The 11,400-nt window shown below is 71.4% G+C and carries 11 protein-coding genes and 2 pseudogenes; 9 read left to right on the top strand and 4 right to left on the bottom strand.

Features of this window, described 5'->3' with window-relative positions:
- Positions 1–78: 78 nt before the first annotated feature.
- From ACSJJR_RS09840 to ACSJJR_RS09830, 3 genes are read right to left on the bottom strand one after another with little or no spacing between them, the layout of a single operon-like run.
- Complete coding sequence (locus ACSJJR_RS09840) at positions 79–348, bottom strand: metal-sensitive transcriptional regulator (protein ID WP_435943214.1); 270 nt, start codon at positions 346–348, stop codon at positions 79–81.
- Positions 348–2,051, bottom strand: coding sequence for an FAD-dependent oxidoreductase (locus tag ACSJJR_RS09835; protein ID WP_435943213.1), 1,704 nt, complete (start codon positions 2,049–2,051; stop codon positions 348–350). The genes ACSJJR_RS09840 and ACSJJR_RS09835 overlap by 1 nt, the downstream gene beginning before the upstream one ends.
- A gap of 3 nt (positions 2,052–2,054) precedes the next feature.
- Positions 2,055–2,225, bottom strand: coding sequence for a hypothetical protein (locus ACSJJR_RS09830; RefSeq protein WP_435943212.1), 171 nt, complete (start codon positions 2,223–2,225; stop codon positions 2,055–2,057).
- 254 nt (positions 2,226–2,479) lie between these two features.
- Between ACSJJR_RS09830 and ACSJJR_RS09825 the strand changes: the two genes are divergently transcribed.
- From ACSJJR_RS09825 to ACSJJR_RS09805, 5 genes and pseudogenes are all read left to right on the top strand, one after another.
- Positions 2,480–4,150 carry an L-lactate permease gene (locus ACSJJR_RS09825; RefSeq protein WP_435943211.1) on the top strand — a complete coding sequence of 557 codons (1,671 nt, stop codon included), beginning with the start codon at positions 2,480–2,482 and terminating at the stop codon, positions 4,148–4,150.
- Positions 4,151–4,490: 340 nt separating this feature from the next.
- On the top strand, positions 4,491–5,294 hold the full coding sequence (locus tag ACSJJR_RS09820) for a (Fe-S)-binding protein (RefSeq protein WP_435943210.1): 804 nt from the start codon (positions 4,491–4,493) through the stop codon (positions 5,292–5,294).
- Complete coding sequence (locus ACSJJR_RS09815; protein ID WP_435943209.1) at positions 5,291–6,934, top strand: LutB/LldF family L-lactate oxidation iron-sulfur protein; 1,644 nt, start codon at positions 5,291–5,293, stop codon at positions 6,932–6,934. The genes ACSJJR_RS09820 and ACSJJR_RS09815 overlap by 4 nt, the downstream gene beginning before the upstream one ends.
- Before the next feature lie 2 nt (positions 6,935–6,936).
- Complete coding sequence (locus tag ACSJJR_RS09810) at positions 6,937–7,596, top strand: LutC/YkgG family protein (RefSeq protein WP_435943208.1); 660 nt, start codon at positions 6,937–6,939, stop codon at positions 7,594–7,596.
- A gap of 113 nt (positions 7,597–7,709) precedes the next feature.
- Positions 7,710–7,937 (top strand): annotated as a pseudogene (locus ACSJJR_RS09805) (DeoR family transcriptional regulator); the annotation flags it as partial.
- A gap of 26 nt (positions 7,938–7,963) precedes the next feature.
- Here ACSJJR_RS09805 and ACSJJR_RS09800 read toward each other — a convergent pair.
- On the bottom strand, positions 7,964–8,101 hold the full coding sequence (locus tag ACSJJR_RS09800) for a hypothetical protein (protein ID WP_435943207.1): 138 nt from the start codon (positions 8,099–8,101) through the stop codon (positions 7,964–7,966).
- Here ACSJJR_RS09800 and ACSJJR_RS09795 point away from each other — a divergent pair.
- From ACSJJR_RS09795 to ACSJJR_RS09780, 4 genes and pseudogenes are all read left to right on the top strand, one after another.
- Positions 8,046–8,327 (top strand): annotated as a pseudogene (locus ACSJJR_RS09795) (DeoR/GlpR family DNA-binding transcription regulator); the annotation flags it as partial. The gene ACSJJR_RS09800 and the pseudogene ACSJJR_RS09795 sit on opposite strands and share 56 nt — an antisense overlap.
- 73 nt (positions 8,328–8,400) lie before the next feature.
- Positions 8,401–9,867, top strand: coding sequence for a mannitol dehydrogenase family protein (locus ACSJJR_RS09790; RefSeq protein ID WP_435943206.1), 1,467 nt, complete (start codon positions 8,401–8,403; stop codon positions 9,865–9,867).
- Positions 9,868–9,909: 42 nt separating this feature from the next.
- Positions 9,910–10,545: an ATP-binding protein gene (locus ACSJJR_RS09785; protein WP_435943205.1), complete on the top strand. Its 636-nt coding sequence runs from the start codon at positions 9,910–9,912 to the stop codon at positions 10,543–10,545.
- 480 nt (positions 10,546–11,025) lie between these two features.
- Positions 11,026–11,313, top strand: a complete 288-nt coding sequence (locus ACSJJR_RS09780) for a hypothetical protein (RefSeq protein WP_435943204.1) — start codon at positions 11,026–11,028, stop codon at positions 11,311–11,313.
- Positions 11,314–11,400: the final 87 nt, after the last annotated feature.

The raw sequence follows: 11,400 nt of genomic DNA, 5'->3' as shown, positions 1-11,400 counted from the left end.
TCCGGAACGGCGCTTCCTGGGTTTTTCCCCCCCCCCCCCCCCCCGTCTTTCTCTTTCCCCACACCCATGGCAGCGCCCTCATGACAGGGACAGGAACATCCTCTCCAGGCGCTTGACGTCCATGCCCTCACCGGAGGGCTCGGCCGCGTAGCAGGCGCGCAGCCCCGCCGCGATGATCGCCAGGCCGGCGCGGTCGACGGCCTTGGACACCGCGGCCACCTGCGTGACCACGGCCTCGCAGTCGCGTCCCTCCTCGAGCATTCGGATGACGCCGTCGAGCTGGCCACGGGCGCGCTTGAGGCGCGCGGTGGTGGCGCGCACGTCCTCTGGGTTGAGCTCGACGGTCATCAGCGCATCTGGCCGGGCTCGGGACCGCTCACGCCGACGCCGTGGACGGCGGACCAGGTGCGCCAGCCGCCGTCGAGGTTACGCACCTCGCGCCCGCGCTGGATGAGCAGGCGCGCCGCGACGTGCCCGCGCAGGCCGACCTGGCAGGAGACGATGAGCGGGCCGTCGGGGAGCTCGTCCAGGCGGGCGCGCATGCCGTCAACGCTGATGTTGACGGCGCCGGGGATGTGGCCGCGCTCGTACTCGGCGGCGCTGCGCACGTCCACGACGCTCGCCCCCGCGGCCACGGCCTCCTCGAGCTCGTGCCACTGGATCGTGGGGGTCAGGCCGGACAGGGTGTTGTCCGCGACGAGGCCGAGCATCGTCACCGGGTCCTTGGCCGAGCCGAAGGGCGGGGCGTAGGTGGTCTCGAGGTCGGCGAGGTCGGGGGCCGTCAGGCCCGCGCGGATGGCAGTGGAGATGACGTCGATGCGCTTGTCCACACCGACCGGCCCCACGCCCTGGGCTCCGAGGACGCGACCCGTCCCGGCCTCGGCGACGAGCTTGAGGCTCATCGACTGGGCGCCGGGGTAGTAGCCGGCGTGGTCGGAGGGGTGGATGTGGACGACGGCGACGTCCAGGCCCGCGGCACGCGCCCGCTTCTCGCTCCACCCGGTCATGGCGACCTGGAGGCCGAGGACTCCGACGATGGCGGTGGCGATGGTGGGCACGGAGCGCGCCGGGCGGCCCATGATCGAGTCGGCCACGACCCTGCCGTGGCGGTTGGCGGTCTGGGCCAGGGCGACGAGCGCCGGGGCGCGGTCGATGGCACCGACCTTGACGGCGGCGTCGCCGGCGGCCCAGATGGCGGGGTCGCTCGTGCGCTGCTCGGCGTCGACGACGATGCCGCCACGGTCATCGACCTCGAGCCCGGCCTCGCGGGCGAGCGCGGAGTCGGGGCGGACCCCGACGGCGACGACGGCGATGTCGGCAGGCACCGTGGTGCCGTCCGTGAGCAGGGCCTCGTGCTCGGTGAAGGAGGCGACGGACACGCCCGTGCGGACCTCGATGCCGGCCTGGCGGAGGCGGTCGGCGACGGGGGCGGCCATCTCCTCGTCGAGCGGGGGCAGGACGTGGTCGGCCAGCTCGACGATGGTGACGGCCAGACCCCGGTGGTGGAGGTTCTCAGCGGTCTCGATGCCGATGAAGCCTGCCCCCAGGACGAGGGCTGAGCGCGCGCCGTCGCCGCCGGGGCCGCCGGTGGCGACGGCGGCGGCCAGGGCGTCGGCGTCGGCGACGTCACGCAGGGTCAGGGCGCGCTCGACGCCGGGGACCGGGGGCACGAAGGGGCGGGCACCGGGGGCCAGGACGAGGGCGTCGTAGGCCAGCTCCTCCTCGCTCGTGGCGCCGTCGGGCGCGGTGGTGCGCACGCGCACGCGACGGGCCTGGCGGTCGATGCTCAGCGCCTCGGTGCGCACGCGCACGTCGATGTCGAAGCGATCACGCAGGGAGGCGGGGGTCTGGAGCAGCAGGTCGTCACGCTCCTCGATGACTCCGCCGACGTAGTACGGCAGGCCGCAGTTAGCGAAGGAGACGTGCTCGCCACGCTCGAGGACGGTGATGCTCGCGCGCTCGTCAAGGCGGCGCAGCCGGGTGGCCGCGCTCATGCCGGCGGCCACACCGCCGACGACGAGGACCCGGCGGGAGGGGGTCGGGCTGGTCATGGGTCAGCGGCCTCCGAGCAGGCGGGAGAGGAAGCCGCCGGCGGGGGTGGCGCCAGGCTTGGGGGCGTTGCGGTCGCAGGTGCACCACTGGGACGCGGGGACGGAGGCCTTGACGGCGTCGACGTGCTGGCCGCAACCGGCCCAGGTGGTCTTGCCGCAGGTCTTGCAGGTCACGGGACGGCACATGGGAGGGTCCTTTCTCTCGATTCCCCTCGGGGTCTGCCGGGCCGCGTCTGGCGGCCCGCGTCGGTGCCCCTCGAGGCGGCGGAACGCTCGGAGCGTATACCCCCGGGGGTATCGAGTCCAATTGTGGGCCTCCTCGACTCCCCACCACGTTCGTGCGGGAGCGCTCAAGGTGTCAGAATCGGGCCATCCCTGCCGGGGACATCGACAACGACGTCCCGCTCCCGACCCTGGAAGTGATCCACGTGAGTCCCACCTCCCTGAGCGCCCTCGTGCCGCTCGCCTTCACCCCCTCGACCACCGCCGTCGGCGGCAACGTCTTCCTCTCCGCGGTCGTCGGGCTGCTGCCCCTCATCGTGTTCTTCATCCTCATGGGCGTGTTCAAGGTCAAGACGCACTGGTGCTCGCTCGTCGCGCTGGTCCTGTCGCTGCTCATCGCCGTGGCCGCCTTCCACATGCCCGCGGGCATGAGCGTGCTGTCCGCCACCCAGGGCGCCACCATGGGCCTGATGCCGATCGTCTACATCATCGTGGCGGCCGTCTGGCTCTACAACCTCACCGAGACCTCCGGCCGCTCCGAGGACCTCAAGTCCGTCTTCGACCTCATCGGCAAGGGCGACCAGCGCGCCCAGGCCCTCATCGTCGCCTGGTGCTTCTCCGGCCTGCTCGAGGGCCTCGCCGGTTTCGGCGCCCCCATCGCCATCACCTGCGCGATGCTGCTGTCGCTGGGGATGCCCAAGGTCAAGGCAGCGGTCACCGCCATGGTCGCCAACGGCATCAACGTCGGCTTCGGCGCCATGGCCATCCCGACGACGACCGCCGGCCGCCTGGGCGGCGAGGACCCCGCCGCCGTCGCCGCCGTCATGGGCCACATGACCGCGCTCATCGCCCTCGTCGTCCCGCTCGTCGTCCTGTTCGTCATCGACGGGCTGCGCGGCGTCAAGCAGCTGTGGCCACTGGCCCTCGTCGGCGGCGCCGCCATGGCCGCGGGCCACTTCTTCGTCTCACAGGTCTCCTACGAGCTCACCACCGTGTCCGCCGCCCTCCTGTCGCTCGTCGCCTGCACGCTCTTCCTCGCCGTGTGGACCCCGCGCACCCCCGAGGAGGCGCGCACGAGCGTCAACGAGACGGACCGCCCCGACGCCGCCCGCATCGGCCTGGCCCTGCTGCCCTACGTCCTCGTCGTCATCATCATCGCGACCACGAAGCTCGTCGCCCCCCTGTCCAGCCTCTTGTCCTCCACGGACGTCAAGATCCCCTGGCCCGGCATCTACGGCAACCTGCTCACGCCCGCGGGCGAGCCCTCCGGCTCGGCGGTCTACACCCTGCAGCTGCTGTCCAACCCCGGCACGTGGATCTTCGTCACCGGGCTCATCGTCGCCGTCGTCTACGGCCTGGTCTCCTCCGGGGGGCGCTTTGCGACCTCCGTGCCCCAGATGCTCATGGTCCTGCCGCGCACGGTCTACAACCTGAGGATGTCGATCCTCACCATCGTCCTGGTGATGTCGCTGGCCTACGTCATGAACTTCTCCGGCCAGACGACGGCGGTCGGCGCCGCCCTGGCCTCCACGGGCGCGGCCTTCGCCTTCATCTCGCCGACGCTGGGCTGGCTGGGCACGGCGGTCGCCGGCTCGGCGACCTCGGCGGGCGCTCTCTTCGCCAACCTGCAGGCGACCGCAGCTGCGGGCGCCCACCTCGACCCGCAGGTGCTCCTGGCCGCCAACACGGCCGGTGGCGGGCTGGGCAAGCTCGTCTCCCCGCAGAACCTGGCGGTGGCGACCTCCGCCCTCGACGCCCCCGGCCAGGACGCGGAGATCCTCAAGAAGGTCGCCCCCTACTCCATCGTCTTCCTGCTGGCGCTGTGCACGATCACGCTGCTGGCCTCCACCGGGGTGCTCGGCTTCTACATGCCCTGACCCGGCCCCTCCCGGCCCCGGGCAGCCGCTCGCAGGAGCGCACGCGTACCGGCCCGTCCCGCACCCCGCGGGGCGGGCCGGTACGCGTGGGGGCCGCCCCGCGGGGCCGCATCCGGCAAAAACGCAGGCACCCTTTGCGCAATGCCTGCCACCCCAATGCCCGGCCGGGCCTGAGAGGGTGCCCGCACCCACGTCACCGCACCACGACTTTTCCCCGTCGCAGCGGCATTTCGACATGCGAGACGACGCCGGCCGCCGCGCACCGGCAAGGACCTGTGCCACGCGCTCCTAGCCTGAGCCCATACCCGTCAACGACGTCGTGGAGGAAGGACCCCACCCCGTGCGAATCGCACTGTTCGCGACATGTCTCGCAGACACCATGTTCACCCAGGCCGCGCAAGCGACCGTCAGTATCCTCGAGCGCCTGGGCCACGAGGTCGTGTTCCCCGAGAGCCAGGTCTGCTGCGGCCAGATGCACGCCAACACCGGCTACTTTGACCAGGCCGCCGAGGTCACCCGCAACCACGTGAGGACCTTCGAGCCCGTCCTCGACCACCAGTGGGACGCCATCGTCGTGCCCTCCGGCTCCTGCGCCGGAGCCGCCCGCCACGAGCAGCGCATCGTCGCCGACCACGTCGGGGACGCCGCTCTGGCCAAGCAGGTCGAGCGCATCGGCGCCCACACCTACGACCTGTCCGAGCTGCTCGTTGACGTCCTCGGGCTGACCGACGTCGGCGCCTACTTCCCCCACACGGTCACCTACCACCCCACCTGCCACTCGGTGCGCGTGGCCCACGTCGGCGACCGTCCCTACCGCCTGCTGCAGGCGGTCGAGGGGCTGACCCTCATCGACCTGCCCGAGAAGGAGGTCTGCTGCGGCTTCGGAGGCACCTTCTCGGTCAAGAACCCCGAGGTCTCCACCGCGATGGTCTCCCAGAAGGCGGCTAACGTCATGTCCACCAGGGCCGAGGTGCTGTGCACCGGCGACTACTCCTGCATGATGAACATCGGTGGGGCACTCTCCCGCGTCCAGTCCGGTGTGCGCGTCATGCACCTCGCCGAGATCCTCGCCTCCACCAAGGAGGCCCCCTTCCAGGGCAACATCTCCTTCGCCCCCGCTAGCGCACAGGTGGTGTCACGATGACGCAGGCATTCCTCCCCCGCACCGCCGAGGAACCCACCTTCCTGGGCATGCCCGGCTCCTCGGCCGTCCACACCGGCGGGTGGCGCACCACCGTCGACATCCCCGAGGACGCCCTGCGCTGGGGCCCCACCTTCCGTGAGGGTGCCCAGAAGACCCTCGCCAACACCCAGATGCGCCGCAACCTCGGCCACGCCACGCGCACCATCCGGGGCAAGCGGCAGATGCGCGTGGACGAGATGCCGGACTGGGAGGACCTGCGCAACGCCGCCGAGGCCGTCAAGTTCGAGGTCGCCTCGCGCCTGCCTGAGCTGCTTGAGCAGTTCGAGGCCAATGTCACCGCCCACGGCGGCATCGTCCACTGGGCGCGCGACGCCGCGGAGGCGAACAAGATCATCACAGAGATCCTGCGCTCCAAGGGCTGTGACGACGTCGTCAAGGTCAAGTCCATGGCCACCCAGGAGACGAACCTCAACGAGCACCTGAAGTCCGAGGGCATCACCGCCCACGAGACCGACCTCGCCGAGATGATCGTCCAGCTCGCCGATGACATGCCCTCCCACATCGTCGTGCCCGCCATCCACCGCAACCGCTCGGAGGTGCGCGGCATCTTCCTCGACCGCATGGACGACGCCCCCGAGGACCTGTCGGACACGCCCGAGGAGCTGGCCGGGGCCGCCCGCGCCCACCTGCGCAAGAAGTTCCTGCACGCCTCCGTCGCCATCTCCGGCACCAACATGGGCATCGCGGAGACCGGGACCGTGTCGATCTTCGAGTCCGAGGGCAACGGCCGCATGTGCCTGACGCTGCCGGACACGCTAATCACGCTCATGGGCATCGAGAAGCTCGTCCCCCGCTACCAGGACGCCGAGATCTTCACCCAGCTCCTGCCGCGCTCCGCCACCGGCGAGAGGATGAACCCCTACACCTCGATGTGGACCGGCGTCACCCCTGGTGACGGTCCGCAGGAGTTCCACCTCATCCTCATGGACAACGGGCGCACCAAGGTGCTGTCGGACGCCATCGGGCGCCAGGCCCTGGCCTGCATCCGCTGCGGCTCCTGCATGAACATCTGCCCCGTCTACCAGCACACCTCCGGTCACGCCTACGGCTCGGTCTACCCCGGCCCCATCGGGGCGATCCTCACCCCGCAGCTGACCCAGGGGCTCGCCGACGACGACCCGGTCCACACCCTGCCCTTCGCGTCCTCCCTGTGCGGCGCCTGCGGCGAGGTGTGCCCCGTCAAGATCGACATCCCGACGATCCTCATCCACCTGCGCGCCCGCTCCGTGGACATCAAGCGCCGTGCGGTGCCGGACATCTGGGACCTCGCGATGGGCGTGACTGCCCCGGCGATGAGCAACAGCAAGATCTGGCGCCTCGTGGACCAGAGCGCCAAGGCCACCCGCCTGCTCGGTGCCCGCAAGGGCCGCATCGGCCACATGCCGGTACCCGTCATCGAGGGCTGGACCAGCTCGCGTGACGTGCCCGTCACGCCCAGGGAGTCCTTCCGCCAGTGGTGGAAGCGCACGCACCCGGACTCGGACGCCAACGCGCCGCGTACGGACGCCCCCGTCATGGGCATCCCGCTCGCCGGCCCGAACGGCATGACCACCCGCACCAACGACCACGAGGAGGCCTGAGCATGGACGCCAAGACCGCGATCCTCGCCCGCGCCCGCGACGCCATCTCCCGCTCGCAGCAGGGTCGTCCCGTCCGCGAGGTCCCGCGCAGCTACATCCGCAAGGGCGAGCACGCCCCCGGCTCGCAGCCGGTGGTCGCGGACATGGTCGAGAAGCTTGAGGACTACTCCGCCAAGGTCGTCGAGGCCCGCCAGGAGGCCCAGGTCGCCGACGCGATCGACGCCTTCCTCGTGGACCAGGGCGCGCGCAGCGTCGTCGTGCCCGCCGGCCTGCCCGAGGCCTACAAGGAGGCCGCTGCCCGTGGGGGGCGCACCGTGCGCGAGGACTCGCGCGAGGAGCCGATCCCCACGCTCGAGCTCAACGAGATCGACGCCGTCGTCACCTGCTCGCGCGTGTCCATCTCGCTGTCGGGCACGATCTGCCTCGACGGCGAGCCCGACCAGGGGCGCCGCGCCATCACGCTGGTGCCGGACACGCACGTCGTCGTCATCGAGCGCGACATGATCATGCCCACGGTTCCCCAGGCCGTGGACGTGCTGGGGCAGCACCCGACCCGCCCGACGACGTGGATCGCCGGCGGCTCAGCCACCAGTGACATCGAGCTCGTGCGCGTCAACGGCGTGCACGGCCCGCGCAACCTGCGCGTGGTCATCGCGCACTGAGGCACCACCACAGCCGGCCCAGGGCCCGGTGTGCCGGGGCGGTGGAGAGAATGGCTCCCACCGCCCCGGTGCGTGCGCGGCCGCCACCGGGACAGTGACCGGACAACCCTGTGATGTTGCGCGACACTGGGACGGTGAGCGCAGTCGAGCACCCGTCCCACGCCGGCCCCCGCCCGCCGCAGGAGCCCGGCAGCGCGCAGGCGCGCAACCAGCACGACGCCGCCGCCCGGCGGGCCGGCATCGTGTCCCTGGTCCGCGAGCGCGGCACGCTGGCCGTCTCCGACCTGACGCAGCGCTTCGGAGTGTCCCCCGAGACGATCCGCCGGGACCTGCGGCGCCTGGAGGAGACCGGACAGGTGGTGCGCGCCTACGGGACGATCCGCGCCGTGGACTCCGGATCCTTCGAGACCCACCAGCGGATGAGGGCCGAGCACTCGACGCAGGAGAAGCTGCGGATCGCGGCCGAGGCCGTCACCCGCATCGGCCAGGCCAAGACGATCATCATCGACGAGGGCTACCTGCCTCTGCTCATCGGACGCGCCCTGCCCACCGACCGCCCACTGACCGTCGTCACCACCGCCCTGCCCACGGCCATGGAGATGGTCGCGGCGCCGAAGCTCACCGTCTACGCCGTCGGAGGCCGCCTGCGGGGCGGGACCTTCGGCGTCGTCGATCACTGGGCCCAGCGCATGCTCGGCACGATGGAACCGGATCTGGCCTTCATCGGCGCCAACGGCGTCACCGAGGACGGGTGGCTGACCACACCCGACCCTGCCGTCGCGACGACACGAGAAAGAAGATCCCATGACCGCCTCCTTGACCACCTCCCCCCTCGTCCCCTCCTACGACCGCTCGGCGCTGCGCACCGGCATCGTCCACCTGGGTGTGGGCAGTTTCCACCGCGCGCACCAGGCGATGTACCTCGACCGGCTCATGCGCCAGGGTCTCGCCCTGGACTGGGCGGAGTGCGGCGTCGGGCTCCTGCCGCAGGACGCCGCCATGCGCGACGCCCTGAGCGGGCAGGACCACCTGTACTCCCTCACCCTCAAGCACCCCGACGGGCGGCGCGAGCACAGCATCATCGGCTCGATCCACGACTACCGCTTCGCCCCGGAGGAGCGCGCCGGCGTCCTGGAGATCCTTACGGCACCGAGCACGCGGATCGTCTCGCTGACCGTCACCGAGGGCGGCTACAACATCGACGACGCCACCGGCGCCTACCGCACCGACGACCCCGGCGCCGTCCACGACGCCCAGCACCCGAGCGAGCCCGAGACCGCCTTCGGCTACATCGTCGAGGCCCTGCGGCTGCGCCGTGAGGCCGGCACCGCGCCCTTCACGGTGATGAGCTGCGACAACCTGCCGGGCAACGGACGGGCGGCACGCACCGCCGTCGTCACCCAGGCCCGCATGAGCGACCCGGAGCTCGCCGAGTGGATCGCAGCCCAGGTCGCCTTCCCCAACTCGATGGTTGACCGCATCACCCCGCGCACCACACCCGAGGAGGTGGAGCAGATCGCGGCCGAGCTCGGGGCGCGCGACGCCTGGCCCGTGGTGGCCGAGCCCTTCACCCAGTGGGTTCTGGAGGACACCTTCTGCGCGGGGCGCCCGCCCCTGGAGGAGGTCGGCGTCCAGCTCGTTGAGGACGTCGTGCCCTACGAGCTCATGAAGCTGCGCCTGCTCAACGCCTCCCACCAGTGGCTGGGCCACTGGGGGCGGCTGCTGGGCATGACCTACGCGCACGAGGCCGCCGCGGACCCGGACATCGCTGCCGTCACCCGCGCCTTCCTCGCCCGTGAGGCGCGCCCCTGCCTGCTGCCGGTGGCAGGCATCGACCTTGACGAGTACACCGACACTCTCTTCGAGCGCTTCACGAACACGGCCGTCGCGGACACGCTCTCCCGTCTGGCCTTCTTCGCCCCCTCCGGGATGCCGAAGTTCGTCCTGGGCACCGTCTGGGACAACCTCGCCCGGGCGGGGTCCGTGCGGCTGGCCGCCGCCTTGTGCGCCGCCTGGTCGCTGGGCGTCCTCGGCGTTGACGAGGCGGGCGGCGTGATCGAGCAGGTGGACGACCTGCGACCGCTGGCCGAGGCCCAGGAGGCGGCGGCCCAGCAGGGCGACGCTGACGGCGAGCTCGCCTTCATCCGCAACGCCACGGTCTTCGGCGACCTCGCCGAGGACGAGCGCTTCCGCTCGACCTACCTCGAGGAGCTGCGGCTGCTGCGCGAGCAGGGGGCTCGTCGGCGGATGCGGGCCCTGGCCGAGGGGTGAACGAGCGGTGGTGACGCGGGCGCTCTCGTAGGCTGGGGCCCTGTGAGCGCCCGCGTCATCCTCCTCGCCGGTCCCTCCGGCTCCGGCAAGACCTCCCTGTTGCGCCGGGTCGGTGCCAGGCGGCTCAACCTCGACGAGTTCTACCGCGACGGCTGTGAGCCGGGCATGCCCCTGCTCGATGGCACCGTCTCAGGCGCCGACGGCCTGAGCGCCGACGAGGCCATGACACGCATCGACTGGGACCACCCGGCCTCGTGGGACGCAGAGCGGGCCATGACGGCGGTCCGAGAGCTGTGCACCACCGGAGCCACCCGGGTTCCCACCTACTCGCTGGCGGACAACACGACCCTCGGGCACCGGGAGCTCGATATCGGTCAAGCCCCGGTCTTCGTCGCCGAGGGGATCTTCGCCGCCGAGCTCGTCGGGCGCTGCCGGGCCGAGGGCCTGCTCGCGGACGCACTCGTGCTGCGCCGCCCGCGGGTGCAGACCTGGTGGTTCCGCCTGCACCGGGACCTGTCCGAGCACCGCAAGCCGCTAGCGGTACTGCTCACGCGAGGCCTGCGCCTGGCCTGCTCCGAGCGGGGCAAGATCAACCGCTGGGTGGCTCAGGGCTGCCGCCCGGTCTCGCGACGCGAGTGCGAGACGGTCATCACCCGCGTCATCGCCTCGCCCGGCTGACCCCGTCACGGCGCACAGGCGGCCCGGCGGCAGCCCAGGTGCGGCCCGGACCGTGTGCGCGGTGGTGACGGGGGGGCATCGACCCGCGACAGCGTGCGGTCGCACGCTCATGACGCCCAGGCAGTGCTGGCGATCCGGGTATTTCGCTGGTAGTGCGCGGTGCGCGCACGAGCTTCACAATGGCATGGCATGCTCCCATGTGCGTGTGTGACACCCACGCACATGGGAGCCGCGAGCCTCTGAGGCAGCCCACGCGAGTTCCGCGAGATCATGCGGCTCGTTCGCGCCTCCTCGTCACATGAGCGTGCGGCCTGCCGGTGGTGACGCCACCGGGAGGAGGTTGAGGAGGTTGCAGGGCGGTCGGCTCAGACCGCGCCGGCTCGCGACAACTGCGTGCGCGTGAGCGCCCGCCCCTCCCACCAGCAGGCGACGACTCCAGCCACGGCCCTGAGCGCGCACAGCACGAGTACGCTGAGTGGGTTGAGCAGTCTACTGGTGAGTGAGAGGCCCAAGGTCATGGACATCGACACCGGCGGGATCTTCCTGCGAGTCGGAGCACTCATCCTCGTGGCCCTCTACCTCTGGATCACGCTACGGGCCCTGTTCATCGAGATCCGCAGGACGGACCGCCCCGTCTGGCAGCGGGCCCTGTGGGCCTTCCTCCTCCTCACCGTCCAGGTCGCCGGCCCGGCGGCCTGGTACCTCAATGAGCTCGTTGAGAGCCGAAGCCGTCGGCACCGCGGCGGGCCGGGTCCTGCCGCGACGTGAGCGACGCTGACTCACGGATGGACGGTGGTGGTGAGCCTGTCATGGGCTCGCCACCACCGTCCACGTGCCGTCGAGTACCGGTCAGGA

This window comes from Actinomyces sp. W5033 (assembly GCF_051303165.1).
The sequence above is the reverse complement of the archived record's forward strand: the minus strand, read 5'-3'. Positions and strand labels throughout refer to the sequence as shown.